The sequence below is a fragment of the Streptomyces sp. NPDC028910 genome (genome assembly GCF_055564955.1).
On sequence record NZ_JBVHVF010000009.1, the window covers coordinates 191,510 to 216,586 of the forward strand.

General features: G+C 74.7%; 21 protein-coding genes and 1 pseudogene. 10 read left to right on the forward strand and 12 right to left on the reverse strand.

The annotated features are described in order from the left end of the window. Window positions 1-88: 88 nt before the first annotated feature. Together ACZ4TV_RS14695 and ACZ4TV_RS14700 are read left to right on the forward strand one after the other, a co-directional pair. On the forward strand, window positions 89-1,873 hold the full coding sequence (locus ACZ4TV_RS14695; protein ID WP_468134429.1) for an RNA ligase family protein: 1,785 nt from the start codon (window positions 89-91) through the stop codon (window positions 1,871-1,873). Continuing rightward, a complete protein-coding gene (locus ACZ4TV_RS14700; protein ID WP_468134431.1) occupies window positions 1,873-4,824 on the forward strand; it encodes a poly(A) polymerase in 2,952 nt (983 codons plus the stop codon). Before ACZ4TV_RS14695 ends, ACZ4TV_RS14700 begins: the two co-directional genes overlap by 1 nt. 14 nt (window positions 4,825-4,838) lie before the next feature. Here the strand turns inward: ACZ4TV_RS14700 and ACZ4TV_RS14705 are convergent, their stop codons facing one another. Both ACZ4TV_RS14705 and ACZ4TV_RS14710 read right to left on the reverse strand, forming a co-directional pair. Next, window positions 4,839-5,756 carry an NADP-dependent oxidoreductase gene (locus tag ACZ4TV_RS14705; RefSeq protein ID WP_468134495.1) on the reverse strand — a complete coding sequence of 306 codons (918 nt, stop codon included), beginning with the start codon at window positions 5,754-5,756 and terminating at the stop codon, window positions 4,839-4,841. A 284-nt stretch (window positions 5,757-6,040) separates the two neighbouring features. Next, window positions 6,041-7,117, reverse strand: a complete 1,077-nt coding sequence (locus ACZ4TV_RS14710) for an RNA ligase (ATP) (RefSeq protein ID WP_468134433.1) — start codon at window positions 7,115-7,117, stop codon at window positions 6,041-6,043. Window positions 7,118-7,316: 199 nt separating this feature from the next. On the opposite strand from ACZ4TV_RS14710, the gene ACZ4TV_RS14715 reads away from it, so the two are divergent. Then, on the forward strand, window positions 7,317-8,060 hold the full coding sequence (locus ACZ4TV_RS14715) for an SDR family NAD(P)-dependent oxidoreductase (RefSeq protein ID WP_468134435.1): 744 nt from the start codon (window positions 7,317-7,319) through the stop codon (window positions 8,058-8,060). A gap of 28 nt (window positions 8,061-8,088) precedes the next feature. Here ACZ4TV_RS14715 and ACZ4TV_RS14720 read toward each other — a convergent pair whose 3' ends face one another. Together ACZ4TV_RS14720 and ACZ4TV_RS14725 are read right to left on the reverse strand one after the other, a co-directional pair. After that, a complete protein-coding gene (locus ACZ4TV_RS14720) occupies window positions 8,089-8,850 on the reverse strand; it encodes a peptidoglycan-binding domain-containing protein (RefSeq protein WP_468134437.1) in 762 nt (253 codons plus the stop codon). A 342-nt stretch (window positions 8,851-9,192) separates the two neighbouring features. Beyond that, the gene (locus ACZ4TV_RS14725) at window positions 9,193-10,491 is read right to left on the reverse strand and encodes an MFS transporter (protein WP_468134439.1); all 1,299 of its coding nucleotides are present in this window, start codon (window positions 10,489-10,491) and stop codon (window positions 9,193-9,195) included. A 190-nt stretch (window positions 10,492-10,681) separates the two neighbouring features. On the opposite strand from ACZ4TV_RS14725, the gene ACZ4TV_RS14730 reads away from it, so the two are divergent. Then, on the forward strand, window positions 10,682-11,116 hold the full coding sequence (locus ACZ4TV_RS14730; protein WP_468134441.1) for a hypothetical protein: 435 nt from the start codon (window positions 10,682-10,684) through the stop codon (window positions 11,114-11,116). A gap of 17 nt (window positions 11,117-11,133) precedes the next feature. On the opposite strand, the gene ACZ4TV_RS14735 is transcribed toward ACZ4TV_RS14730, so the two are convergent. Beyond that, on the reverse strand, window positions 11,134-11,430 hold the full coding sequence (locus ACZ4TV_RS14735; protein WP_468134443.1) for a hypothetical protein: 297 nt from the start codon (window positions 11,428-11,430) through the stop codon (window positions 11,134-11,136). A 106-nt stretch (window positions 11,431-11,536) separates the two neighbouring features. Between ACZ4TV_RS14735 and ACZ4TV_RS14740 the strand changes: the two genes are divergently transcribed. Continuing rightward, complete coding sequence (locus ACZ4TV_RS14740; RefSeq protein WP_468134445.1) at window positions 11,537-11,989, forward strand: hypothetical protein; 453 nt, start codon at window positions 11,537-11,539, stop codon at window positions 11,987-11,989. A gap of 155 nt (window positions 11,990-12,144) precedes the next feature. Here ACZ4TV_RS14740 and ACZ4TV_RS14745 read toward each other — a convergent pair whose 3' ends face one another. Then, complete coding sequence (locus tag ACZ4TV_RS14745; protein ID WP_468134447.1) at window positions 12,145-12,630, reverse strand: GNAT family N-acetyltransferase; 486 nt, start codon at window positions 12,628-12,630, stop codon at window positions 12,145-12,147. Window positions 12,631-12,738: 108 nt separating this feature from the next. After that, window positions 12,739-13,701, reverse strand: a complete 963-nt coding sequence (locus ACZ4TV_RS14750; protein ID WP_468134449.1) for a helix-turn-helix transcriptional regulator — start codon at window positions 13,699-13,701, stop codon at window positions 12,739-12,741. Between the two features lie 115 nt (window positions 13,702-13,816). Between ACZ4TV_RS14750 and ACZ4TV_RS14755 the strand changes: the two genes are divergently transcribed. Continuing rightward, a complete protein-coding gene (locus tag ACZ4TV_RS14755) occupies window positions 13,817-14,245 on the forward strand; it encodes a DUF3224 domain-containing protein (protein ID WP_468134451.1) in 429 nt (142 codons plus the stop codon). 75 nt (window positions 14,246-14,320) lie between these two features. On the opposite strand, the gene ACZ4TV_RS14760 is transcribed toward ACZ4TV_RS14755, so the two are convergent. Together ACZ4TV_RS14760 and ACZ4TV_RS14765 are read right to left on the reverse strand one after the other, a co-directional pair. Next, window positions 14,321-17,053 carry a DNRLRE domain-containing protein gene (locus tag ACZ4TV_RS14760; RefSeq protein WP_468134453.1) on the reverse strand — a complete coding sequence of 911 codons (2,733 nt, stop codon included), beginning with the start codon at window positions 17,051-17,053 and terminating at the stop codon, window positions 14,321-14,323. A gap of 221 nt (window positions 17,054-17,274) precedes the next feature. Further along, the gene (locus ACZ4TV_RS14765) at window positions 17,275-17,859 is read right to left on the reverse strand and encodes a helix-turn-helix domain-containing protein (RefSeq protein ID WP_468134455.1); all 585 of its coding nucleotides are present in this window, start codon (window positions 17,857-17,859) and stop codon (window positions 17,275-17,277) included. Between the two features lie 78 nt (window positions 17,860-17,937). Here ACZ4TV_RS14765 and ACZ4TV_RS14770 point away from each other — a divergent pair, with 78 nt between their 5' ends. From ACZ4TV_RS14770 to ACZ4TV_RS14780, 3 genes are all read left to right on the forward strand, one after another. Then, complete coding sequence (locus ACZ4TV_RS14770) at window positions 17,938-19,338, forward strand: MFS transporter (protein WP_468134457.1); 1,401 nt, start codon at window positions 17,938-17,940, stop codon at window positions 19,336-19,338. A gap of 132 nt (window positions 19,339-19,470) precedes the next feature. Then, a complete protein-coding gene (locus tag ACZ4TV_RS14775) occupies window positions 19,471-19,773 on the forward strand; it encodes a hypothetical protein (RefSeq protein ID WP_468134459.1) in 303 nt (100 codons plus the stop codon). Between the two features lie 161 nt (window positions 19,774-19,934). Beyond that, on the forward strand, window positions 19,935-20,396 hold the full coding sequence (locus ACZ4TV_RS14780) for a Crp/Fnr family transcriptional regulator (RefSeq protein ID WP_468134461.1): 462 nt from the start codon (window positions 19,935-19,937) through the stop codon (window positions 20,394-20,396). 70 nt (window positions 20,397-20,466) lie between these two features. Here the strand turns inward: ACZ4TV_RS14780 and ACZ4TV_RS14785 are convergent, their stop codons facing one another. Continuing rightward, window positions 20,467-22,938, reverse strand: a complete 2,472-nt coding sequence (locus ACZ4TV_RS14785; protein ID WP_468134463.1) for an ABC transporter permease — start codon at window positions 22,936-22,938, stop codon at window positions 20,467-20,469. Next, window positions 22,932-23,668, reverse strand: a pseudogene (locus ACZ4TV_RS14790) (ABC transporter ATP-binding protein). Before ACZ4TV_RS14790 ends, ACZ4TV_RS14785 begins: the two are co-directional and overlap by 7 nt. A gap of 327 nt (window positions 23,669-23,995) precedes the next feature. Here ACZ4TV_RS14790 and ACZ4TV_RS14795 point away from each other — a divergent pair. Then, window positions 23,996-24,439 (forward strand): SSI family serine proteinase inhibitor, encoded by a 444-nt coding sequence (locus ACZ4TV_RS14795; RefSeq protein WP_468134465.1) that lies wholly within the window; start codon window positions 23,996-23,998, stop codon window positions 24,437-24,439. Window positions 24,440-24,507: 68 nt separating this feature from the next. Here the strand turns inward: ACZ4TV_RS14795 and ACZ4TV_RS14800 are convergent, their stop codons facing one another. After that, complete coding sequence (locus ACZ4TV_RS14800) at window positions 24,508-24,936, reverse strand: sel1 repeat family protein (protein WP_468134467.1); 429 nt, start codon at window positions 24,934-24,936, stop codon at window positions 24,508-24,510. Window positions 24,937-25,077 lie beyond the last annotated feature (141 nt).

Here is a 25,077-nt window from a genome sequence, read left to right on the forward strand (position 1 = left end):
CGGGCGCCCGGGCGGGGTTAATGGGTGGATGTGTCTGCTCCGGATACCTACAGTGACGGGGCACCACGTCGTCGAGCAGGAGCGGATCATGCGCACCCACTATCCCCGCACGCCGCATCTGCCCTGGTCTCCGGGGGCGACGGCCGACGATGTCCGGGCCGTCGGACTCGCGGGGCTGGCGGGCCGCGAGGTCGTGGTGACGGAGAAGCTCGACGGGGAGAACACCACGCTGTACGCGGACGGCCTGCACGCGCGGTCGCTCGACTCGGCGCACCACCCCTCGCGGGCATGGGTCAAGGGCCTCCAGGGCCGGATCGGCCCCGGGATCCCGGCCGGCTGGCGGGTGTGCGGGGAGAATCTGTACGCCCGGCACTCGATCCCGTACGAGGATCTCGACAGCTGGTTCTACGGGTTCTCGGTGTGGGACGGGGAACAGTGCCTGGACTGGGACCGGACCGTACGGTTCCTGCGGGGCCTGGGTGTGCCCAGCCCGCGCGTGCTGTGGCGGGGCACCTTCGACCAGCGCGCGCTGCGCAAGCTGAGGCTCGACACCGCGCGGCAGGAGGGGTACGTCGTACGGACGACGGCCGGTTTCGCGCGCGAGGACTTCGGGCGGTGCGTGGCCAAGTGGGTGCGGGGCGGCCATGTGCGGACGGACACGCACTGGATGTTCGCGCGCGTGGTGCCGAACGGGCTGGGGCCGACGGCGCCGTTGTGGGCGGTGCGCTCGGGTGCCGAGACCGATGTGGCGGGGCTGACCGCTGCCGTCGGGATGACCGGGGCCGCTACCGCCGACGCGGGTGAGGTCGCCGAGGTCGCCGCCCGGATCGACGGGGCGGGGCGGACCGGGGAGGACCGGCTGGCCGGTGTGCTGGCCGCCGTACTGCACCGCGAGCCCCGGGCCCGGACGGTGGCGCGGCTCGCGGCGGGTCCGGTCGGGATGGGGCTCGCGCGGCGGGTCGGTGACCTGGTGGGGCTGTACCCGTACCTGCAGCGGCCGTTCCCCGACCCGGACCGGCGGGCCGGGCTGGTCCGGATGGCCGCGGCGGCCGATCTCGGGCTGCTGCACGCGCTCGCCGGGGCGCTGGCCCGCGAGCCGGAGGCGCGGGAGTGCGTGGAGTGGTCCGCGCTGTGGGCCGAGGAGGCGGGGCTGCTCGGCGGCCCCGATCCGCTGGATTCCTTGCGGGCCGCGCTGCGCGAGCCCCTCGCCGGGCTGGGCGCGGAGGCGGCCGACCGCTGCTGGGCGGAGGCCCGGCGCGCGTTCGCGCGGGGCGGGATCGCGGCCGCGCGCCTCGGCTGGGGCCCCGGCGTCAGCTGCGTCGTCGTCGAGGAGGCGGTGGCGGCGACGTGGCAGTGGCGCGACGGAACGTTTCCGCGGCTGGTGCAGCTCTGCGGGCCCTCGGGCAGCGGGAAGAGCACCTTCGGCCGCGGCCTGTCCGGCGTGGACACCTACATCAGTCTCGACGACCTGCGCACCGCCCGGGGTTCCCGTGCGGACCAGCGGGCCAACGCGGACGTGTTGAGCGAGGGCCTGGACCGCCTCGACGCCGCCCTGGCCCGCGGTGGGACAGTGGTGTGGGACGCCACTTCGCTCACCGACCAGCAGCGCGGCCTGGCCGGCTCGGTCGCGCGGCGGCGTGACGCGCTGGTCACGCACGCCGTGGCGCTGGTCGACGAGCCGGAGCTGCTGCGGCGCAACGCCGTGCGCCCCCATCCGGTGCCGCGGCAGGTGCTGACCTCGCAGCTGCACCGGTTCAGCCCGCCGTATGCCGGTCAGGCGCACCGTACGTGGTACATCGGTGCGGGCGGGGACGTCGAGGACACGGCGGGCGGCCTCGCGGGCGACCCGGCCACGGCAGGCGGGGAGTGCTGATGCGTACCAGTGAGGAGCTCTACCACCAGGTCCGGTGGGATCCGCGGTTCGATCCGGCGCGGTTCGTCCTCGGGCTGCTCCAGCGCGGGGCTCCACCGAAGCGGGTGCCGCTGCCCTCCTTCGTGCCCGGCGGGGACATTCCCTGGCACCGGGTGCTGTTCGTCGAGGCGGACGGCGAGCTGGTGTGGGACCGGGCCACTGGCGTCGACCGGATCGATGTCAGCGCGGCGGGGCGGGTCCGCGATCCGCGCCTGCTGCGGGCCCCGTTCTTCACCGCGCGGACCCCGCACGCGTGGGACCCGGCGGGCGGCGGCGCCTGGCGGCCGGCGCAGGCGGGACCCCGCAGCGCGGCGGCCGCCCCCGCCACGGTGCGGCTGCTGACCTGGAACACGCTCTGGGACCGGTACGACGCCCTGCGCATCGCCACCGCCCTGCGCAGGCCGCTGCTGCTGGCCGATCTGGAAGCGGCCGATGCCGATGTCATCGCGCTGCAGGAGGTCGAGCCCGAGCTGCTCGGCATGCTGCTGGCGGCCCGGTGGGTGCGGGCCGGCTACACCCTCGGCACGGATCCGGGCGGCCCGGACGTCGCCGGGTGCGGGCTGCTGGTGCTGAGCCGGCTGCCGGTGCGGGAGGCGGGGATCCACCTGTTCGGCCCGCACAAGGCGGTCACCGCCGTGACGGTGGACACGGCGACGGGCCCCCTGGTCGTCGCCGCCACCCACCTGACCAGCGACCACACGGAGAACGGGGACGTCCGGCGGGACGCCGAGCTGGCCCGGCTCGCGGAGGGACTGGGCGGCATCGAAGCCGGGGTGGCACTGCTGGGCGACTTCAACGACGGCCGCGACGGGGCCGAGGGGCCCGCCGCGGCGCTCGGGATGCGGGATGCCTGGAGCGACGTACACGGGGCGGCGGACCGTACGCCGACCTTCGACCCGGTGGCCAACCCGCTGGCCGCGGTGGGTTCGCTGTCGGGGCGGGCGTCCCGGCTGGACCGGATCCTGCTGCGCTCCACGGGGGCGCGGGTGACGCGGGCGGCGCTGCGCGGCGACGCGCCGACCCCGGAGGGGCTGTTCATCTCCGACCACTTCGGGGTGGAGGTCACCGTCGAGTTCGGGGAGCGGGACGCAGACGGCGGGCCGGCGCGGCTGGACGTGCCTGCTACGGCGCGGACGGCGGTGGCGTGGCTGCCGCCCCGCCTCCCCGAGGCGGTGCGGGAGTTGCGCCGGGAACACGACCCGCAGGCCGGCCGCTGGCCCGCGCACGTGAACCTGCTCTTCGGCTTCGTGCCGGAGTCCTCCTTCGCCGAGGCCCTGCCGATGCTGGCCGAAGTAGCCGCCGCGACCCGGCCGTTCGACGCCCGGCTGGAGGGCGTGGACAGCTTCGGGCACCGCGAGGACGCCACCATCTGGCTCGACCCCGCGGCGGCCGGTGAAGCGCCGTGGCAGGAGCTCCGGCGGGCCTTGGCGGAGCGGTTCCCGGGGTGCCGCGGGCGCGCGGAGGGGCAACGGGGGTACGGGCAGCAGGGGTACACCCCGCATCTGACGCTGGGGCGCAGCCGGGACCCGCAGCGGGCGGTCGCGGCCTTCGCGGCGCGGCTCGGTGCGGGGGTGTCCGCGCGGGTCGGGGAGCTGGCGGTGCTCTCGCGGCGCGGGGACGGGCCGATGCGGGTCCGGGCGCGGGTGGTGCTGGGGACGGGCGAGGTGCGCTGGGAGCCGGAGCCGTCCCCGGAGCTGGGACCCGGGCCCGGACACCGGCTCGCGGCGGCGGCGCCGGACGGTCACGCCGCATCGGTCACCGCGCGCGTCCGGGCGGCTCTGCCCGGTGCGGAGGTGCATGTGGCCGGATCCCGGCGCATGGGCTGCGCACTGCCGCAGGCCGACCTGGACCTGGTGGCGGCGCTTCCGGGACCGGCCGACCTCGCCGGGGTACGGGACCGGGTGGCGGCGGCCTTCCCGGAGGCCGAGCGGCTGCGCGAGGTGACGGGGGCCCGGGTGCCGGGCCTGCGGTTCCGCGTCGGGTCGCTGCCGGTGGATCTGGTGGCGGTCGCGACCGGCGGGCTGGATCCGGCGCAAGCGGTGGCACGGCGCGCGGAGCTGGGCGAGGCGGCCGCCGTCGCGCTCGGCGCGGTGAGCGACGCGGATGCCGTACGGGACGCGGTCGGAGCGGACCACGCCGCGTTCGCCGGGCTGGCCCGGGAGGTGAAGGCGTGGGCCCGGGCACGGGGGCTGGACGCGGCGCCGTTCGGCGGGCTGCCGGGGCTGGCTTGGGCGGTCCTCGCGGCGCGGACGGTCCAGGAGGCCGGGGCGCAGCCGCCCGAGGCCCTGCTGCGTGAGTTCTTCGGCGGCTGGGCCGCCTGGGACTGGCGCCAGCCGGTCGCGCTCCCGCCCGCGACGCCGAACGCGCCGGGGGCGGCGGGCGGGCCGGGGACACCGGGCGGGCCGGGGGCACCGCAGGCGGCGGGGGCGGCGGGCGGGCCGGGGCCGGTCGTGGTCCTTACGCCTTCTGGGCCGGTGCGTAGTTGCACGGCCCAGGTGGGGCCGGGCATGTGTGACCTGCTGGTTCAGGAGTTGTACCGGGCCTGGGAGCTGCTGGAGGCCGGCCTCGGGGCGGCGGCCCTGGCGACGCCGCCGCCGCTGCACCGTCGGCACGCCGCCTGGGCGGTGGTGACCGTACGGACGTCCGACGGGGAGTTCGAGGAGACCCTGGGCCGGGTGCGCGGGCGGCTGCGGGCGCTGCTCGGAGCCCTGGAGGAGGCCGGGGTCACGGACGCGCACGCCTGGCCGCGGCCCTTCGAGTCCGGCCCGGCCCTCGCCCGCTACGCGATCGGCCTCGGCGCCGGGCCGCCCGACGCGGCCCGTCTGGCCGCCCTGGCCGGCCCCTGGAGGGCCGGCCTGCCGGGGGTCGAGGTCGCCTGGGCGGCCTGCGGTGAGGTGCCGGACCTGGCCTGAGCGCGCCGGAGGGATCAGACCTCGACGACGATCTTCCCGGCCGCGTGTCCGGCCCGGCTCAGCTCGAAGGCCGCCGCCAGCTCGGCCAGCGGGAAGGTCCGGGCGACCGGCACCGTGAGCTGCCCGCGGTCGGCGAGCCGCCCCAGTTCGGCCAGATCACTGCCGACGGGGCGGACCCACATCCAGTGGCCGCCCGAGCCGACCACGGTGTGATCCGCGATGGAGGCGTGCCGCCCGTCCTCGCGCAGCACTTCCCGGGTGGCGGCGAGGACCCCGCCGACGAAGTCCGCGACGACGGTGACCCCCTCGGGCACGAGGGCGCGCACGCGGTCGGCGAGTCCGTCCCCGTACGCGACGGGTTCGGCGCCGAGTTCGCGTACCCGGTCGTGATTGCGGGGGGAGGCGGTGCCGATGACGCGGGCGCCCAGCGTGCGGGCGATCTGCACGCCGAGGGATCCCACGCCGCCCGCGGCTCCGTGGATCAGGACGGTGTCGTCCTTGCCGGTGCCGAGTCGGGTGAGCACCTGGTAGGCGGTGAGCCCGGCGAGCGGGAGCCCGGCGGCCTCGGCCCAGTTGAGCGAGGCGGGTTTGTGCGCTAGGGCGCGCACGGGCACGGTGACGAACTCCGCGCAGGTCCCGCCGTGCACGTAGTCCTTGCGGGCGTACGCGATGACCTCGTCGCCCTCGGCGAACTCGGGGCAGTCGATGCCGAGCCGCTCGACGGTGCCGGACACGTCCCAGCCGGGGACCACCGGGTAGACGACGTCCATCATCGCGTCGAGCCCGCCCGCCATGATCTTCCAGTCGACGGGGTTGACGGCGGCGCACTTGACCCGGACGAGGATCTCACCGGGGCCGAACTTGGGCATCGGCAGCCGTGTCTCGGAGAGCACCTCCGTCCCGCCGTACCTCTCGTACGCCATCGCCCGCATCGTCTCCTGGCTCTGGCTGCTCCGGCCCGACTGGGACATGTACCCGACCTCTCCGCGTGCTCGTGGACCCGCCCCGGCCCATCCCACCACGCGCGGCATGTCCGGTCCGGCGTGTCCGGTCCGGGCGTGTCCGGTCCAGGCGTGCACGAGAAAGGCGGCCTGGAACCCGAGCCGCGCGTCCGCCCCCTCGGCGATCCGCTCGCCAACTCGTACGCGACGTCGTGCACGAGCCGCAGGTGCGCGGCCAGCCGGGGCGGGGCGGCCAGCGTGCGCAACGGCCGTGATCACTCGTACTCCGTGCCGCCCTTGCGGGTCAGGTACGCCGGGCTGACCGCCTTGGCGATGGCGCGGCCGCCCACGACGGGGCTGTACCGCTCCGTGGAGGGGCGGATGACGACGCCCTCGCGCAGGTGCACGCCCCGGCCGGAGACGGTCTCGCGGCCGCTCGCCAGCTCCAGCACCGTGTCGAGGTCGTACGGGCCCTCGTACAGCCGTGGCACCAGTGGCAGTTCACCGTCCGTGAGGACGGCGGCCGGGTCCAGCCAGCGCACCTGTCCGTCGATCTCGGCGGACACGTCGAAGACGGCGTATCCGGGCGGTGTGTCGGCTGCGCGTACGTCGGTCCCGTACGCCAGGTCCTGGACGCCCGCGCCGTACACCTCGCCGAAGATCCCGACCCGGGTCGCGCCGAGCCGGGCGGCGAGGGCCGCCGCGACGGCCGGCACGTCGTGGCCGCGTACGGCCCGCCAGTAGACGTTGCGCTCGTCCTCCTTGAGTGCCAGGCCCTTCGAGCCGTATCCCTTGGAGGAGACGAGGGACCGCTCGTCCTGGACGACGTACGTGAACAGGCAGGCGGTGCCGTGCAGTTTCTCGGTGAGGACGACCGGCTCGCCGGACTCGAAGAGGTGCGGGTAGCGCTGGAGGTTCTCGATGTCGACCCACGGCAGGAGGTCGGCGGCGGCCTCGATGTCGCCGTTCATGGTGGTGGGGACGGGCGGAGCCCATTTGGTGATGCCGAGCGACTCCGCGAAGTCCGTGCCCTCCTTGGCCGCCTGCACCAGGTCGACGCCGGCGAGCGCGCGCGGCCGGCACACCAGGCCCTGCGAGAGTTCGCCGCGCAGCCGGACGGCCTTGACCCGGTCAGCGGAGCTGCCGGCGAGCCGCCCGGTGAGGCCGAGCTCCTCGATCAGATCGGCGGGCAGCACGGCCTGTTCGGGTATGTAGAGCGCGAACTCCCCGGTGCGGTAGGCGCCCTTGGCGATAACGGCGCGGTACAGGCCCACCTGGGCCAGCTCCAGCGCGTCGGCGTTCGGATGCTCATGGACGGTCAGTTCTTCTACGGTGACTCGCAAAGTCGACATGGGAGGCTCCAACGGTCGGCAGGGACGCGGCCGACGCCCGGTGGTGCGGCGCGTCGGTGACCACCACTGTCCGTGCCGCAGTTTGCGCTGGTCCAGCGAATATCGCGGTGTTAGCCTGCCGCACCGCGCGACGTCACGCGCGTCCGTGTTCCGCGTACCGCGTACCGCGTACCGCGTACCGCGTACTCAGGAGGCTCACATGTCACGTCGCCCGGTCACCGTCGTCACCGGCGGCAGCAGGGGCATTGGTGCGGCGACCTGTCTGCGGCTGGCCGCCGACGGGCATGACCTGGTGCTGGGTTACGCCCGCGACGAGGCGGCGGCCGGGGCCGTCGCCGAGCGCGTACGGTCCACCGGGGCCCGCTGTGTGACCGTACGCGGCGACACCTCCGAGGAGCGCGCCGTCGAGCGGCTCTTCGACACCGCCGGCGCCGAACTCGGTACCGTGACCGGTCTGGTCAACAACGCCGGGGTGACCGGCCCGCTGGGCCGGCTCGCCGACGCCCGGACCGAGAACCTGCGCCGGGTCGTCGAGGTGAACCTCCTCGGGTACCTGCTGTGCTGCCGCCGGGCCGCCCGGGACATGGCGAAGGCCGGCGGCGGGGCGATCGTGAACGTCTCCTCCGCGGCCGCCACCCTCGGCGGTCCCGGGGACTACGTCCACTACGCGGCGACCAAGGCCGCCGCCGACGCACTGACCGTGGGGCTCTCCAAGGAGCTCGGGCCGGACGGCATCCGGGTGAACGCGGTGGCGCCCGGCATCATCGAGACCGGCATGCACGCGGCGATGGGCGACCCCGGCCGCCCGGCCCGGGCCGCGGCCGGGATCCCGCTCGGGCGGCCCGGTCAGCCCGAGGAGATCGCCGGGGCGATCGCCTGGCTGCTGTCCGCGGACGCCTCGTACACGACGGGCACCGTGCTGCGGGTCTCCGGCGGGCGCTGATCCCCGCTCTCCCGAAGACCCGCGGCGGCTACTGCATCGCCGCGTGCGTGGCCGGTCCGTAGACGCCCTGGGGGTCGCCCTTGATGGACCGGTCGCGCTGGAGCTGGCTGACCCCGCGCTTGGTCTGGCCGTCGTAGACCCCGGTGACGGAGACGTACGTGAACCCCTGCCCGTAGAGCAGTTCCTGCAGGGCGCGCACCTCGGGGCCGGTGTCCCCCATCCGCAGCGTGCGGAAGGCGCCCGACGGTCGCGCGGCCGATCCGCTCGGCGCGGGCGTGGGCTTCGCACTCTGGCTCTGGCTCGCGGCCGGGCTCGACGAGCCCGTGGCCGCGGCCGAGGGCGCGTTGGACCCACTGGACGCGCCGGGTCCGGGCTCCTCGCCGGCCCCCGGGCCGGGCGCCCGAAGCATCGGTACGGACAGCTCGGCCGGCGGCCCGGGCCGGGGCGGTTCCGGTTCGGGACCGTCCAGGAGGAGCACCAGGGCGCCCACCCCGGCGAGCGCGAGCAGGGTGATGACGGTCAGCGGAAGCCGGCTGCCGCTGCCGCGGCCCCGGGCGGCGCGGGCGCCGCGTGCCGGAACAGGCCCGGGAGCAGGAGCGGCAGCGTCGGCGGGGGCGCCGGGGTCCGGGCCGGGTGCCGGGCCATGTGCCGGGCCGGGGAAGGCGAAGGCTCCGGTCTGCGGCCAGGCGGGCGCCGTCGACCGGGGCGGTCGGCCCGAGGGACCGACGTAAGGGCGCACGAACAGGCGGTCGTCGGGGACGATCCCGCTCTCATCAGGGTCCTGGGACATGGTGGTCTCCCCGGCTGGGACGGGGGCCGGCGCGGCGGTGCGGCGCCGGCCCCCACCCGGCCGGTCAGGCTCTGCGCCGCCGGGCGGCCGGAGCCGGGGCCGCCGCGGCGGCGGGAACGCCGGGTGTGCCGAGTGCCGGAGAACCGCCGATCGTGGCCGGTGCGAGCGATGAGCGAACGGATAGGGACATCTGGCGTATCTCCGAAGTGCGGCTCAAGCAGTGCGGTGGTTCTTGATCGGCGCACTCTTTCCCTCCGGCACGGGCCGGGTCAAGCCGGATGTCCGATCTGCTCCCGTCCATCCCGTCTGTCGGGTGCGGTCCTTCCGCTTTCGCCCCGCTGATCAGTCGAGGGTGCCGGGTGCGCGGCGGATGGCGGTGGCCCAGACGGTGCCGGCGGCGACGAGCATCAGGGCGGCTGCGCCGAGCGGCGCGGCAGGTGCGGAGAGGGCGTCGACCGCGAGGCCGCCGAACAGCGCGCCCGCCGCTATGGCGAGGTTGAACATGGACACCATGAGCGAGGACGCGGCCTCGGTGGCGGCCGGGGCCGCCTTGATCATCCAGCTCTGCAGGCTCACCGAGACCCCGCCGTAGACGAGCCCCCAGGCGAGCAGCAGCGTGGTTCCGGCGACCGGTCCCGGAAGGACGGCGATGAGGGCGAGGACCACGGTGAGGGAGGCGCTGACCACGAGCAGGGTCCGGTACGCGTCGCGCGCCCCGGCCAGGAAGTTGCCTGCGACACCCGCGACGCCGTAGCCGAGCAGGAGGGTGCTGACGTAGCCGGCGTCGATGCCGGAGACGTCCTGCAGGATCGGCCGAACGAAGGTGTAGGCGGCGAACTGCCCCGTCACGACGAGGAAGGTGACGATCACGCCGGCCCGGACGGCACGGTTCTCGCGGAACAGGGCGGGGAGCTCGGGGAAGGTGATGTGCCGGGTGGGCGGCAGCGGGGGCAGCAGCAGGAGCAGGGCGGTCAGCGTGACGAGGCCGAGGGCGCCGACGGCGGCGAAGGCGGTGCGCCAGCCGCCGAGTTCACCGAGCAGGGTGCCGGCGGGCACGCCGAGCACGGAGGCGGTGGGGACACCGCCGAAGACGAGCGCGGTCGCCCGGCCGACGTGGCGCTCCGGGACGAGGCGTACGGCCAGTCCACCCGCGATGGCCCAGAACCCGCCGACGCTGATTCCGACGAGCAGGCGGGCCGCCAGTACGACGGCGAAGTCCGGGGCGAGGGCGGCGGCGAGGTTGGCGGCGGCCATCAGGGCGATGAGCACGCACAGCACGAGCCGCCGGTCGAGCCGCCCGGCGCCAACGGTGACCAGCGGCGCGCAGAATCCGGCGACCAGCCCGGGCACGGTGACCATCAGCCCGGCGGTTCCGTCGGAGACGCCGAGGTCGCCGCCGACGGGTGTGAGCAGGCCGATGGGCAGCAGCTCGGAGGTGATCAGGCAGAAGATCCCGAGCGCGACGGCGGACACGGCCGCCCAGCCCTTCCACGGCGCGGGTCCGCTCCACGGTCCGGAGCCCGCCCCCGGCCGGGCCGTGGGCCCGGCGCCGGGGGGCGGTGCGGACTCGGGCGGTCCGGACTGTCGCGGTCCGGACTCGGGGGGCGGCGCGGGGTTGCCGGGCGCGGCGGCTGAGGTCATGGATCGGTACTCCGTACGGGCGATCGGCGGGCACGACACGGCAGCCCGGCGCTCCGGGGTCGCGCCTCCCCGTCACCCGCACTGCCGTTCCAATGTCCCACACGCCCCGGCCGTCCCCGGAGGGGGCGGGGTCACCCGCAGGCGTGAGGCGGGGAACCGGCCCGGCCGCGAGGTACGGCAAGGTGGTCGGATGCAGTTACGCCGGGCCGTGCCCCTCTCCCTCGCCGCGCTCCTCGCGAGCGCCGGCTGTGTCTCCGTCGGACCGCAGGACGCGGCTCCGGCTCCCGTACTGGCCGCCGCCGCACCGCCCGCCGACGCACCCGACCTTCCGACGCCGCCGGCCCTGCCCCTGGGGTCGCTGCCCCTGTCCGCACCGCAGGACCCGCGCCCGGACGCGGACCCGGACCGGGACCAGGACCGGGACTCCCGGCCGAAGCCGTCTGCCGTGCGGGCCCCCGCGAAGGCGGCGCCGCCTCACCGGCGGACGCGCCTGCCGGGGCCGCAGAGCGCCCACCCGCGCCGGCGGCCGGCCCCGCCTCACGGGATGGACGAGATGTGCGCGGCCGCGGAGGGCGTCGTACCGCCGTCCATCGTCGACCTGTGCCTGCGGCAGTACGGCCGCTGACCCTGACGGTCGGGACCTCAGGGGCGGCGGCCGCAGGCGTGGGCACACCGCCGGGCCGTGTCGCGCCGGGCCGTGCGCAGCCTGCGCAGGGTGCTGTGGCCGCGCCGCTTCCACTCGCCCCGCGGCAGGGCGGCCCGCTGGCCGCCGCCCGCGATCAGGGCGTTGACCGGGGTCATCGGGTCGGCGGCCAGCGACTTGGCGAGCAGGACGCCGACCACGAGCGGGACCAGGGCCACGGCCAGGGCCGAGCCGGCGGTGGTCACGTGCTGCATGCGCGGGCGGGCGGTCTCGCCGCGCGGGGCGTCGGAAGTCATGACCCCATTCGATCAGCGGCGGCGCTGCGGGGAATCGGGGCGGATACTCAGGCCGTTGGGCACAACGTACTCAGACGGGCGTGACGGGCGGGCGGGGTGGTGCGCGATGGCGGAACCGGGGCAGGGCTTCGAGCCCGCGACCGGCGACGGCCCGGCCGCGCCGCCCGGCCGCCGGGAGGCGGAGCTGCGCACGGCGTACGAGGGGCTGCTGCAGATCCGCCGCCTGGTCAACGGCCCGGCGGGCACGGCGGTTCCCGCGCCGTGGGAGGTACGGCAGCTGCCGCGCGCGGTGGCCCTCGTGCTGGAGGCGTCGGGGATCCCGCCGTCGGCGCTGGACGCGCGGGGGCGGCGTACGCGAACGGGATATCGCGTCGCCGCCGGCCCGGAGCCCGGACGGGTGGAGGTGACCTGGCTCGGGCCCCCGGGCGGCGGCGCGGCCGAGGAGGAGCAGGAGCGGCTGACGGCCTGTGCGGCCGTGCTGGAAGGGCTGGGATGGGTGTGCCTGCTGTACCGGGGCCCTCGCCGGCGCCGCTTCCTGGAGGTGGAACCCCCACGCTGAGGCGGGGGTTCGACCTCGCGGATCGATGCGTACGCGCCACCCGTGCGGAAGCAGGACGAGGGACGAGGCCCTCATGCCCGGCGGCCGCCGCCGGGAGTCGTCGTCACCAGGACCCGACGCTTGGATAAGCCCGGATTCCGGCTCCGGCCCCGTCGTCAACTGGGCCCGCGACTGGTCAGGGTGAGCAGGACGACGTCCACCTCTTCGCCGCGGGCCCGCGCGAAATCGCGGGCGCGGCCGGTGACGGTGAACCCGCACTTCTCCAGCACGCGGATCGAGCCCGCGTTGTCGGCCGCCGTCCCGGCGTGCAGGGGGCGGGTGTCCTCCAGCCGGATCAGCTCGGCCAGCGCCCGGGTGGCGATGCCGCGCCCCCAGTGCTCGGAGCCGATCGCGTACGTCACCTCGCGCTCCTCGGGCGGCCCGAACACGGCGGCGTGGCCGGCCACGACTCCGTCGGCCAGCACCGTGCGCAGCGTCACGGCGGGGTCGTTGCGGATCTTCGCCCAGTGAGCGTCGAAGTGGCCCCGGTCGTCGTGGTACTTCCTGGTCATCGCCGCCATGTGCTGGAGGACGGGGTCCGTCATCTGCTCCCAGAAGACGGCCAGATCACTGTCCCTCGTCTCGCGCAGCTCGATCCGCATGTGTTCTCCGCCTCTCCCCTGGCCTTCGATCACACGGTCCACCCTAGGCCTTGTCCGGGCGTGTCCTGCCCGTCGGCCGGCCCGGCGCGTACGGCCGATGCGCGCGCGTCAGGCGTAGCGTCCGGCCAGCGCGGTCACCGTCTCGGCCAGGGCTCGGCGCAGTGCGGGCGGACCGAGCACCTCGGCCTCCGTGCCCAGCCGGAGCAGATCGCCGACGGCGACGGCCTCGGATTCGACGGGGAGCCGCAACCGGACCCAGCCGTCCGCGTCGGCCGGGCCGGCTTCGGCGAGCGCCCGTGCGCCCGCGGCCCCGAACCGCATCGGCAGCAGCCGCTGGCCGCGCGGAGACAGGCGCAGCTCCGCGGTCTGCTGGTGAAGCGCGGCGTCCAGGCGGCTGGTGGACTCCTGCCAGTACGTGGCGAGTTCGAATCCGGCGGGCCGCTCGAAGCCCTCCGCCGCGGTGTCCACCGCCAGGAACCGGGCGACCCGGTAGGTCCGTACGGCGCCCTCGACCCCCGCCACGAGGTACCAGATGCCGCCCTTGAGGACGAGGCCCAGCGGATGCAGCTCGCGCCGTACCTCGCCGCGCCAGCGGCGGTAGTGGGCGCGCAGGACGCGCTGGTCCCACACGGCCTGGGCGATCTGCGCGAGGTGCGGGACGGGGTCGGCCTCCCGGAACCAGGCGGGCGCGTCGAGGTGGAAGCGGTCCTGGATCCGCCGGGCCCGTCCGGCGAGTGCGGCGGGGAGCGCGGCCTGGAGTTTCAGCTGGGCGGCGGCCAGGTCCGCGCCGAGGCCGAGCTCCTGCGCGGGTCCGGGGGCGCCGGCGAGGAAGAGGGAGCCGGCCTGGGTGTCGGTGAGGCCGGTGAGGCGCGTGCGGTAGCCGTCGGCGAGCCGGTACCCGCCGGCCGGGCCCCGGTCGGCGAGGACGGGGACGCCGGAGGCACCGAGGGCCTCGATGTCGCGGTAGACCGTACGCACGGACACCTCCAGCTCGGCGGCGAGCTCGGGCGCGGTCATCCGGCCGCGGTTCTGCAGCAGCAGGAGCAGGGAGAGAAGACGGTCGGCGCGCATGACGCCCATTGTCCGCGGTACCTGACACAAGGTGTCAGGTACCGCTGCCAGCCTGAGGCATCGCCTGATGAACCGCCGGGCGGAGCACACCGTCCGGCCGGCCGAGAGGACAGCCATGCCCACGCCCACGCCCACGCCCACGCCCGTAGAGACCAGTGGCCGCTTCACCTTCGCCGACTGGGAGGAGAGCCCCGTCGGCCCGGCCGAGGCGACCCCGCGGCTCGCCCACGCCCGCGTCACCAACGCCTTCACCGGCGGGATCGAGGCCTCCGGAACGACCTGCGACTACACGATCGCCTACACCGGGGAGAACGTCGGCACCTACAGCGGCATGGAGCTGCTGGCCGGCAGCGTCGACGGCCGCAAGGGCAGCTTCGTCCTGGAGGAGCGCGGCACCTTCGATGCCGCCGGCACCGTCTGCCGCTTCGAGGTGGTCCCCGGCTCCGCCACCGGGGAACTCGCCGGGCTGACGGGCTCCGGAGGATTCACCTTCCGCCACGGTGAACCCTCCGTCGCCTACTCCTTCACCTATGACCTGGACTGAGGATCAGGCGCAGCACCGGCCCGGGTAGGTGGGTGGCTGGGTGGGTGCGTGGTGGGCCGCCCGGGCCGTACGGCGTCACGGCGCGCCGAAGGTCAGCGTCAGCCGCGGCGTCCCGTCGTTGGCCGGCGCCTCGGAGGACCACAGCCACAGGGCGTCCGTACCGGCGCTGCTCAGCGCCAGGCTGTAGCCGCCGCCGAGCGCCGCCGCCACGGCGGCGGCGGTCAGCCCGGTCGTGTGCACCGCCGAACCGTCCGGGATCCCCGCGAAGGCGCCGAGCGCCGGACCGCCCAGGGCGGGGCGGTTGTTGTACGTCGTGCCGCCCTCGCTCCACGACCCGGTGACCGGGACGACCGAGACGGTGTCGGTCGTACCCGCGCCGCTCATCGTGCTCGTCTTGACGCTGAGGGCGGCCGACTTGAGCACCGTGCCCGCGGGCGCGGCGGGCAGGTCGAAGCGCAGGTAGCTCGCGTAGAACGAGGTGCCGCGCACCGCGAGTGAGCCCGAGGTCCCGTAATTCGTGGCGGGCGCGCCCGCGTTGGCGTAGGTGTCCTCGGCCGCGGTCACCTGGACGACCGAGTCGGCCGGGGCGGTGGCGAGGGCGTAGTGGTTCTGCACCTGCGCCGCGCTCAGGACGGTCGGGTAGACGGCGGTCTCGTCGAGCTGGCCCGCCCAGTACTCGCTCGCCGGGCGGTCGGGCCAGCCGCCGAGGCTGTCGCCGCCGGCGTGCCAGTAGCCCGAGAAGTTCTCGTGCGTGGTGACGGCCAGGGTGCCCTTCTGGGCACCGTCCACGTAGAGGGTCATCCCGCCGGGACCCTGGGTGGCGACGACGTGGTGCCACGCGTTGTCGTTGTACGTCCCGGGCGTGGTGATGGTGCGGGTGGCTCCTGTGTAGACGCCGTAGACCAGCCGGCCGTCATTGGTCATGTAGATGTGCTTGTCGTACTGATTGCTGCCGCGCGCCTGGTTGCTCCCGAAGCCGAAGAGCTTGCCGCCCCGGGTGGTGTTCGTCTTGAACCAGGTCTCGATGGTGTAGGTGCTGCCCACCGTCTGCCGCTTGTCCCCGTACACCTGGGTGTCCGTGCCGTTGAAGCCGATCGCCGTGCTGGCGCCGGAGACCGCACCGGGCGTCCGGCGCAGGGCGGGGGCGTTCAGGTGCACGCCGCTCTGGTTGCCGCCGGCCGAGGAGTCGGCGGCGAAGGGCAGGACCGACTCGTCGTAGCGCCAGTACTGCTGGGCTCCGTCGGTGCGGACCTGGTTCGGGTAGCCGTCGACCGTGGTCGGGACCGTGACGCTCGCGGTCGCGGACAGGGCGCTGGTGTTGCCGGCCGCGTCGGTCGCCGTCACCCGGTACGTGTACGACTGGCCCGCCGCCACGGTGGAGTCGGTCCAGGAGGCCTGCGGGCGCCTGAAGAACAGCGAGTCGGCGGTGACCGTGGCGATCGGCGCGGCCGCGCCGTTGCGGTAGATCTTGTAGGTCAGCGCGCTGTCGTCGAGGTCGAGGCTGGTGCGCCAGCGCACCTGGACCTCGCCCGGCTTGAAGCTGACCGCGCTGACCAGGGGCACGGTGGGCGCGCCGGTGTCGCCGGTGGAGGCGAAGCGCGTCAGGCTCTGCTGCGCCGATCCGTTGACGGTGGTGAACTCCCCGCCGACCCACAGGTACGAGACTCCGCCCTTGGACCCGACCGTCATCACGCGCGGACCGATGCCCTCGCCGATGCCGTCGTTGGTGTCGGGTGCCCAGCCCAGCTTGCCGGTGCCGCTGGTGGGCTGGGCGAGCAGGTGGTGGCGCTGGCCGTCGGGGAACTCGCCGACGCTGGAGCAGTCGTGCGCGTGCGAGGCGCTGTAGAGCACGCTCTGGTACGGAAGCACGGCCTGGGTGGCGCCGAGGCAGGTGTCGCGCCAGCGCTGGCCGAAGTCGCCGAGGTTCAGCGCGATGCGGCCGTCGAAGACGCCGCCGCCCGTGCCCTCGTTGGCGGTGTAGAAGCCGGTGGCGTCGGTCGCGATGTCCTTGACGACGGAGTTGGTCTCGATGAAGCCGGCGTAGGTCTTGGTGAGCGCACCGCTCGTCGCGTCGACGACGGCGAGGGCGTGCGTGTTCGTACCGTTGACGGTGAAGAAGTCGCCGCCGAGGACCACGCTCTTCCCGTCCGGGGTGACCTCGACGGCGCGTCCGGGCTCGTCGGCGTTGGCGGTGAAGGGCCTCAGCGCCCCGTCGGCCGCGCCGACGGCGGCGAAGCGCTGGCGGGGCTGTCCTGAGACGCTGAGGAAGTCACCGCCCGCGTATACGGTGTCGCCGGTGACGGCGAGGGCGCGGACGGTGGCCGCGAAGGCCGGGCGGAAGGAGGCCTTCACCGTGCAGCTCGCCACGTCGATGGCGGCGAGACTGGACACGGCGGTGCCGTTGACCGCGCCGAAGTAACCGCCCGCGTACAGGGTCGACTTGTCCGGTGAGAGCGCGAGCGCACGGACGGTGGCGGTGCCGGCGGCGACGGTGAAGGAGAGCTTGCAGGAGGTCGGGGCGCCGGTCGCGGCGTCGAGCGCCACGAAGTTCACCGCCGACTGCTCGCTGCCGGCGCCGCCCGCGGGCGGGCGCATGGTGGAGAAGGTGCCGCCGGCGAAGACCTGGCCGCCCGCTTCGGCGAGGGCCCAGACGACGCCGTTGGGCTGCCAGGTCGACAGCGCGTCGGCGGTGAAGGCGACGGGCGGGGTGACGGCCGCCGCCTGCGGGACGAGGCCGAGGCCCAGCCCGGCACCGGTGCCGGCCAGGGTCAGGGACAAAGCGGCGGCCAGCCCTCGGGATCTACGCATGAACCCCCCAGTTCGGTGTGCGGCGGCGCGGCGTGTGGCGCGGCCGGGGTGAGTCATGGCCGGAAACCGCCGAACAGCCGTCCGCAGGCATGCTTACGGGCGCACCCTAGAGTGAATCGACGCTCGGTTCATGCCACTTGACACATCGGATGCCAAATCGCGCCACTGGTCGGGACGCGCCGCGGCCCTGGGCGCGCCCCGGCCCCCGACGGGCCCTGCCCTCACCCCCGCGGCTTGGCGCGGACGTGCATGCGCTCGCCCTGCCGCCCGAAGAGGCTGAGGATCTCCACGGGCCGCCCGTCCGCGCTGGCGAACCAGTGGGGCAGCCGGGTGTCGAACTCGGCGGCCTCGCCGGGGCCGAGGACCAGATCGTGCTCGGCGAGGACGAGCCGCAGCCGGCCGTCCAGCACGTACAGCCACTCGTAGCCCTCGTGCGTCCGCAGATCCGGCTCGGCGCCCCGGTCGGGGATGAGCATCTTGAACGCCTGCAGGGGGCCCGGGCCGCGGGTCAGGGGTACGACCGTGCCGCCGTTCGCCAGGGTGCGCGGGGTCAGCCGTACTCGTGGATCCCCCACTTCGGGAGCGCCGACCAGGTCGTCCAGGGGCACGCGGTACGCGCTGGCGAGCGGCAGCAGCAGTTCCAGGCTGGGGCGGCGCTGTCCGGACTCCAGCCGGGAAAGGGTGCTCTTCGAGATGCCGGTCGCCTCGGAGAGCGCGGCCAGGGTGAGCCCGCGCTGGGCTCGCAGCCGTCTGAGCCGGGGCGCTACCTCGTCGAGGACCGCTTGGTGGGGTGGCGGCTTGTCCATGCGGCCATTCCATCGCGCTGTCCCGGAAACGGCAACAAGGTTTGCCGCCCGCCAGCCGGCGCGTACACGCTCCTCCGCATGAGCCCGCACAACGATTCCAGGTGGGCGCTCGCCGCCCTCTCCCTCTCCATGCTGCTGTCCTCACTCGGCACCAGCATCGCCCATGTCGGCCTGCCGACGCTGGCGCAGGTGTTCTCCGCCTCCTTCCAGGAAGTCCAGTGGATCGTCCTCACCTACCTCCTCGCCATCACCGCCCTGATCGTCACCGTCGGGCGGCTCGGTGACCTCGTCGGCCGCCGACGGCTGCTCCTGGGCGGGATCTCCTTGTTCACCGTCGCCTCGCTCCTGTGCGGCGCCGCGCCCACGCTCTGGCTGCTGATCGGCGCCCGGGCCGCGCAGGGCCTCGGAGCTGCCGTCATGATGGCGCTCACCATGGCCTTCGTCGGGGAGACGGTCCCGAAGGCGAGGACCGGTAGCGCCATGGGGCTGCTCGGCACGATGTCGGCGGTGGGCACGGCTCTCGGTCCGTCGCTGGGCGGCGCCCTGATCGCCGGGCTCGGCTGGCGGGCGATCTTCCTCGTCAACGTACCTCTGGGTCTCCTGACCTTGCTCCTCGCGCACCGTCATCTGCCCGCCGACCAGCGGGGGTCCAAGGCCGGTCGCAGCCGCTTCGACCACGTGGGTACGCTGCTGCTCTCTCTGACCCTCGCGGCCTACGCGCTCGCCATGACCACCGGTGACGGCGGTTTCGGTTCGCTCAACGCGGCTCTGCTGCTGGCCGCCGCCCTCGGAGCCGGCCTCTTCGCGCGCGCCGAGGCGCGAGCGCCATCACCGTTGATCCGGGGGGCGGTGTTCCGCGATCCGGTGCTCCGTGCGGGCCTCGCCACGAGCGCGCTGGTCTCGACGGTGATGATGACGACCCTGGTGGTCGGGCCGTTCTACCTCTCTCGTGCGCTCGGGCTCGATGAGGCTCCCGTCGGACTCGTCCTGTCGGCCGGGCCGTTGGTCGCCGCGTTGACCGGGGTCCCGGCCGGTCGCCTCGCGGACCGGTTCGGCGCGCCGCGCATGACCGTCGTCGGGCTCGTCGCGATGGCGGCCGGCTCCTTCGTCCTGTCCATGGCACCGGCGGCGTCCGGCGTGTGCGGATACGTCGCTCCGCTCGCCGTCGTCACCGCCGGCTACGCGGTGTTCCAGACGGCCAACAACACCGCCGTCATGTCGGATGTCCTCCCGGATCAGCGAGGCGTCGTCTCCGGCATGCTCAACCTCTCGCGCAATCTCGGGCTGGTCACCGGCGCCTCCGTCATGGGCGCCGTGTTCGCGCTCGCGTCGGCGACGACCGACATCACCACGGCGCCCGCCGAGGCCGTGGCCACCGGTACGCGGATCACCTTCCTGGTCGCGGCAGCGCTGATCCTCCTCGCGCTCGCCGTCGCGGTGGGGGGCAACCGTTTTCGCCGCCGCGCCGCCGTCTCGTGACCGGAAGGCACCCGTGGATCCGGACGGTGGACGCCCGCTCACACACGGTCACCCTGACGAAACCGCCCCGCGCGGGGCCGCGCGCCTCTACGGTGCCCTGAAGTAATGGCACGGCACCGGAGGGCGGCGCGGATGGACGACGAAGAAGACATGCGGCTGGCGGGGATGACGCCGGAGATCTCCCGCCGCACCCTCGCGATGCTGCGCGGCCTCGCGGGCCTGGAGCCACCCGAGCAGGTCCCCGAGGAGGCGATGGTCGTCGCGGACACGATCCTGGACGAGTACGGCACGGACGGGCTCCGCGTGCTGGTGATGACCCTGGCGGCCTGGGCGACGGCCCAGATCGAGAACGTCGCCGAGCTGAGCGGACGCAGCCACGAGGCGGTGCTGGACGCGATGGAGCTGGCCTGCCTGGAGGCGAACGCCGAGGACTAGCCTGGTGAGGTCCGCGCGGCTCCGGCGGAGCCTGGGGAGCTTCGGGTGCGGTTCCGCGCCGGGCCCGGAGAAGAAACCTGCCCAGTCCGGCGTGGATCCGGCGGGTGTCAGCGACACTGGGAGAGCAGGAGCGTCGCGGGGGGTCGTGATCGGAGGCCGTCGTGAGCACACCTTCCCCCATCCGTCTGGCTGCCGTCCTCTCCACCGAGCACCGTGGACGGCTGATGTCCCAGGCCCGCGAGGTCAATTTCCCGGAGAACGCGCGGATCTTCGACGAGGGCACACGGGCGGACTCCTTCTGGATCGTGCGCTCCGGCACGGTGACGTTGGAGATCCCGGTGGCGGGCCGCCGGCCCGCGCCGGTGGAGAACCTCGGCCCCGGTGAGCTGGTGGGCTGGTCCTGGCTGTTCCCGCCGTACGTGTGGCAGCTCGGCGCGGCGGCGATGACGCCGGTGCGCGCGTACGAGTTCGACGCCGCGAGCGTACGGATGCTGATGGACGCCGATCCCGCCTTCGGGTCGGCGATCGGGCACTGGGTCGGGCGCGTCCTCGCGATGCGGCTCCAGCAGACGCGCACCCGGCTGCTGGAGCTGTACGCCCCCCGCCTGAGCACTACGGGCTAGCGGCCGCGCAGCAGCGGCGGGGCCCGCTCCCCCGGCCGGGAGGCGCGGGCCGCAGCCGTGCCGGACACCCCTAGTCCCGTACGCCGGCCAGTTCGACCGGACGGCGCCGCAGGCACAGCGCGGCCGGGGCCGCGGCGGAGGCCACCGCCAGGGCCGCGCAGGCGCCGACCGTCGTGCCGATCACGTCCCACGGGATCACGATGCCGCTCCAGACGTCCAGGAGCGCCAGGGCGCCCCAGATCCCGGCCAGGTTCAGAGCGGCGACGAGGGAGCCGACGACCGCGCCCACGAGGACGACCATCAGCGCCTCCCCGGCCACCAGCCGGAGCACCTGCCACCTGGTGGCCCCTGCCAGGCGCAGCACCGCGAGGTCGCGGGCCCGGTCGGCGGTGGCCATGACGAGGGTGTTGGCGAGCGCGATGCCGGTGTAGAGCAGGGCGATGCCGAGGACCAGCAGGAAGCCCATCCGGGTCGTGCGCTTGGTCTGGGGGTAACTGGCGGCCACCCACTGGTCCTTGGTGAGGACCCGGCCCCGGGCCCGCCGGGCGGCGTCGGCCAGCCCGGCGCCGGCCGTCGCCGCGTCCGCGCCGGGGACGAGCCGTACGTCGATCCGGTCCACCGTCGCGCCGGGGGCGTTGGCGGGTGTGACGTAGGCCCCGTTGTTGCCGGTGCCGATGCTCATCACGGCGGCGATCCGCAGGGTCTTGCGGGTGCCGTCGCCGAGCCACACGTCGACGGTGGACCCGACGGTGTGCCGTTCCCATTCCTCGGTGACGACGATGGAGTCGTCGTCGAGGTCGGTGATCCGGCCTGCGGTGAGGGGCAGTTCGGCGGTCCGGGCGAGGGCCCGCGGGTCGGCGGCGCGGGCGTCGGAGCGGATCAGCGCCACGCCCTCCTCCAGTGCGTGGACCGCGGTCGCGGCGGTGGCGGAGACCTCCGTGCCGGGTACGGCCCGCACCCGTTCGACGGTCGCCCGGTCGAATCCGCCCGGGCCGCCCGGGCCGCCCGTGATCACGAAGTCGGCGGTGGTCCGCTGCCGGATCTCCGTGGCCTTGGCCTCGTTCAGCGTGGCGGTGGTGCCGAGCAGGGATCCGGCGAGGGCGACGGTGACGAGGACGGGTGCGGCGATGGCCGCCGTACGCCGGATGCCCGCGGCCGCGTTCTCCCGGATCAGCATCCCGCCGGCGCCCGGCAGTTGGGCCGGGAGCCAGGCGATCAGCCTGACCAGCGGCCGTACCAGCACCGGCGCCAGCAGCGCGAAGGCGACGATGAACAGCATCGGGCGGCTGGTGTACGTCTTGCGGTGGAGCAGGTCCGACGGATCGGCGAGCAGGGCGTGCGCGAGGGTGCCGAGGCCGGCCAGCAGCAGTGCGCCCCCGAAGATCCAGCGGCCCCGGGTCATGGTCCTCGTCTCGACGGCGGCTTCGCGCAGCGCCTCGCCGGGCCCCACCCTGCCCGCTCGCCACGACGCGGCGACGACTCCCGCGAGGGCGACGAGCAGGCCGGTCCAGAAGGCCGCGTGGAAGGGCCAGGTGGCGTCGCCGATGGCGAACCAGTGGGGTGCGATGCCACCGTCCACCAGCCGCTCGGCGAGCACGGGGGCCCCATACGCCCCGAGGAGGCAGCCCGCGGCGGAGGCCAGCACGCCGAGGAGCAGTGCCTCGGCGAACACCATGCGGCGGACCTGCCCCGGGGTGGCGCCGGCGGTGCGCAGCAGGGCGAACTCCTTGCGGCGCTGGGTGACGGCGAAGGCGAAGGTGGAGGCGACGACGAACACGGAGACGAAGCCGGTGACCCCGCCGGAGGTGCCGAGCATGGCGTTGACGGCGCGCAGGGCTTCGCTGTCGCGCTCCGGGTCGGGGTCGGCGTAGCGGCGGTCCCGGCCGGTCAGCACCCGGACGTCCGCGTCCTGGCCCACGGCGGCCCGTACGGCGGCCGGGTCGGCGGCGACGACGAGCTGGTCGATGGGGGGCGAGAGCCGGGCGGCGCGGGCGTCGGTCCAGAACACGGCGTCCTCGAAACCGCGTCCGCCGCCGGGGGCCGCAACGGTGCCGACCACGGTGACGGGGCCGCGGTCGGTGGTCAGCCGGGAGCCGGGCCGGGCCCAGCCGGTGGTGACCACCTCTTCGTCGGAGCGCGGGGCACGGCCCGCGTCGAGGGCGTACGGGGCGAAGGCGGCGACCGACCACGGGTGGCCGACGAGTTCCCTCGGGCCGCCCTCGGCGCGGACGGGGAAGGACCGGTCCTCGGTGGTCCGGCCCAGGCCGGCCAGCCGCCGCGCGAGTTCGGGAGTGACGGGCTTGGGGTGGGCCAGCGTGCGGGTGCGGTCTCCGATCGGGCTCGCGACGCGGAGGATGTCGTTGCCCTTGACCACGACCGGGGCCTGGGCGAATCGTTCAGGCTGGCGCTGCGGGGCGTCCAGGGTGGCGGCGAGCGCGAGGCCCATGGTGGCGATCAGGCCGACGCCGAGGGCCAGTGCGACGAAGCTTCCGACGAAGGTGACCCAGCGGGTGCGGGCGGTGCGCAGGGCGATGCTCAGCACGGTGCGGCCTCCAGCATCGTCATGTGGGCGGCGATGTCCTGGGCGCGCCCGCCGGTGAGTTCGCCGTTCAGGCGGCCGTCGGCGAGGAAGACGACGCGGTCCGCGTAGGAGGCGGCCACCGGGTCGTGGGTGACCATGACGACCGTCTGGCGGTCGGTGTCGACCATGGCCCGGAGCAGGGCGAGCACCTCGCGGCCGGTCTGCGAGTCCAGGGCGCCGGTGGGCTCGTCGCCGAAGAGCCCTCGGGGCGGGTGATGAGGGCGCGGGCCAGGGCCACGCGCTGCTGCTGCCCGCCGGACATCTCCGCGGGCCGGTGCCGGGCCCGTTCGCCGAGGCCCACCCGCGCCAGGACCTCGCGGACCTCGGCCTTGGCGGGGCGGCGGCCGGCCAGCCGCAGCGGCAGGGCGACGTTCTGCTCGGCGGTCAGGGCGGGCAGCAGGTTGAAGGCCTGGAAGACGAAGCCGATCCGGTCGCGGCGCAGAAGGGTCAGCCGGGTCTCGCTGAGCCCGCTGAGTTCGGTGCCGCCCACGGTCACGGTGCCGGAGGTGGGCCGGTCGAGCCCTGCCGCGCACTGCAGCAAGGTGGACTTGCCGGAGCCGGAGGGGCCCATGACGGCGGTGAAGGTGCCCTGGGGGAAGTCGAGGGAGACCTGGTCGAGGGCGGTGACCGCCTGGTCGCCGGCCCCGTAGACCCTGCTGAGGTCCCGGAGTTGGATCGCGTCGTTTTCCATGCCTCGACCCAACCGTCGCGGGCGGCCCGGCGCAGCGGGCCTGGACCGTGTTTCCGGGGTAGGGCCGGCCCTACCCCGGGAGGGGTTCCAGACCCCGTTTCCGGCACATCACGGTCGCGGGTTCAAAGGTTTCGGGGGGATGTCCCGGCGGTGTTCGGCCGATTCGGCGGCCGGCTCCGGCACAGGTCAGCCCTCCGGCACCGCTGCGGTCTGCACTCATCCGTACACGAGGGGTGACGAGAAATGGGGGTCCGAACAGGCGTTCATGGTCGCTGTCGGCAAGACTCTGTCCGCTATCCGAAACACCAACGCAAGGGAGTGTTCGAAATGCGGTCCATCGCAAGGGGTCTGGGGCTCGGTTCCGCCGCCATGGCGCTCACCGCGCTCACCGCACTGGCCTGGCCCGGTGCGGCCGGCGCCGCGCCGGCCGGGACGGAGAGCCTGTACGCGCCCTCCGCGCTCGTGCTCGGCGTGACGGCCGGCCCGGACGCCGACACGGGCACGGTGCTGCGTGCGGTGACGCTCGTCTGCGCGCCGACGCCCGGCGGGACGCACCCGGACCCGATCGCCGCGTGCGGCGAATTACGCGCGACCGGCTCTCAGCTGGACCCGCTCGCGGCGCCCGCGGCCGACGCCGTGTGCACCAGGGAGTGGAACCCGATGACGGTCACGGCCGACGGAGTGTGGGAGGGCCGTCGGCTCAACTACACGTACACCTTCGGCAATCCGTGCGGTCTGCGGAACACCACGGGCGTGCTGTTCGACTTCTGACCCCGCGTGACGCGGTGGGCCGGACGGCGCGCGAGCGCGCCGTCCGGCTCACAGGGGGTTCTCGCCGTTCATGTTGAGGGCGTGTCCGGGCCGGAAGAACCGTCTGGCGAAGAAGTGTCCACCTCCGCGGCCATCCGGAACCACGGCTCGGACTCCTGCAGCCCGTCCCGCTGCTCGACGAGCCGCCCCATCTCCCACATCGCCTCGACGTCACCCAGCTCGACCGCGGCGCGCAGCAGCCGCTCGGCTTCGGTGAAGTCGCCGAGCAGCTTCTGACGCAGCGCGAGGGCGCGCATCTCGCGGGGGTTCCCGGCGGCGGCCGCCGTCTCGGCCTCCGCCACCGAGGCGAACGTGTGGCGCCCCCGGCGCCAGCGCCGCAACAGGAGGAGGATGCCGACCCCCCAGACCACCCAGCTCGCGGTGATCAGCCCGTCACTGTCGTTGATCCAGCCGAGCACACTGAGCACGGCGGCGACGAGCAGCAGCAGATACGACATGGCGTTCCCCCCGGAACAGCAGCGCGGCGATCGAGCCACGCGCAGTCTAGTGCTGTGACCGGAAAGGTTCACCGGGTCACGGCCCCCGGCACGGCACCTCGCGGCGTTGTCGGACCGCGCAAGTACGTCCAGTACGAGCCG

What these genes read in the sequence shown, in the direction of transcription:
- ACZ4TV_RS14750 (WP_468134449.1), bottom strand. Translation starts at nt 13,701, where the DNA reads ATGCGCGCCGACCGTCTTCTCTCCCTGCTCCTGCTGCTGCAGAACCGC.
- ACZ4TV_RS14795 (WP_468134465.1), top strand. Translation starts at nt 23,996, where the DNA reads ATGCGGTCCATCGCAAGGGGTCTGGGGCTCGGTTCCGCCGCCATGGCG.
- ACZ4TV_RS14715 (WP_468134435.1), top strand. Translation starts at nt 7,317, where the DNA reads ATGTCACGTCGCCCGGTCACCGTCGTCACCGGCGGCAGCAGGGGCATT.
- ACZ4TV_RS14735 (WP_468134443.1), bottom strand. Translation starts at nt 11,430, where the DNA reads ATGACTTCCGACGCCCCGCGCGGCGAGACCGCCCGCCCGCGCATGCAG.
- ACZ4TV_RS14695 (WP_468134429.1), top strand. Translation starts at nt 89, where the DNA reads ATGCGCACCCACTATCCCCGCACGCCGCATCTGCCCTGGTCTCCGGGG.
- ACZ4TV_RS14775 (WP_468134459.1), top strand. Translation starts at nt 19,471, where the DNA reads ATGGACGACGAAGAAGACATGCGGCTGGCGGGGATGACGCCGGAGATC.
- ACZ4TV_RS14770 (WP_468134457.1), top strand. Translation starts at nt 17,938, where the DNA reads ATGAGCCCGCACAACGATTCCAGGTGGGCGCTCGCCGCCCTCTCCCTC.
- ACZ4TV_RS14710 (WP_468134433.1), bottom strand. Translation starts at nt 7,117, where the DNA reads ATGTCGACTTTGCGAGTCACCGTAGAAGAACTGACCGTCCATGAGCAT.
- ACZ4TV_RS14700 (WP_468134431.1), top strand. Translation starts at nt 1,873, where the DNA reads ATGCGTACCAGTGAGGAGCTCTACCACCAGGTCCGGTGGGATCCGCGG.
- ACZ4TV_RS14760 (WP_468134453.1), bottom strand. Translation starts at nt 17,053, where the DNA reads ATGCGTAGATCCCGAGGGCTGGCCGCCGCTTTGTCCCTGACCCTGGCC.
- ACZ4TV_RS14765 (WP_468134455.1), bottom strand. Translation starts at nt 17,859, where the DNA reads ATGGACAAGCCGCCACCCCACCAAGCGGTCCTCGACGAGGTAGCGCCC.
- ACZ4TV_RS14800 (WP_468134467.1), bottom strand. Translation starts at nt 24,936, where the DNA reads ATGTCGTATCTGCTGCTGCTCGTCGCCGCCGTGCTCAGTGTGCTCGGC.
- ACZ4TV_RS14730 (WP_468134441.1), top strand. Translation starts at nt 10,682, where the DNA reads ATGCAGTTACGCCGGGCCGTGCCCCTCTCCCTCGCCGCGCTCCTCGCG.
- ACZ4TV_RS14705 (WP_468134495.1), bottom strand. Translation starts at nt 5,756, where the DNA reads ATGCGGGCGATGGCGTACGAGAGGTACGGCGGGACGGAGGTGCTCTCC.
- ACZ4TV_RS14740 (WP_468134445.1), top strand. Translation starts at nt 11,537, where the DNA reads ATGGCGGAACCGGGGCAGGGCTTCGAGCCCGCGACCGGCGACGGCCCG.
- ACZ4TV_RS14745 (WP_468134447.1), bottom strand. Translation starts at nt 12,630, where the DNA reads ATGCGGATCGAGCTGCGCGAGACGAGGGACAGTGATCTGGCCGTCTTC.
- ACZ4TV_RS14725 (WP_468134439.1), bottom strand. Translation starts at nt 10,491, where the DNA reads ATGACCTCAGCCGCCGCGCCCGGCAACCCCGCGCCGCCCCCCGAGTCC.
- ACZ4TV_RS14755 (WP_468134451.1), top strand. Translation starts at nt 13,817, where the DNA reads ATGCCCACGCCCACGCCCACGCCCACGCCCGTAGAGACCAGTGGCCGC.
- ACZ4TV_RS14720 (WP_468134437.1), bottom strand. Translation starts at nt 8,850, where the DNA reads ATGTCCCAGGACCCTGATGAGAGCGGGATCGTCCCCGACGACCGCCTG.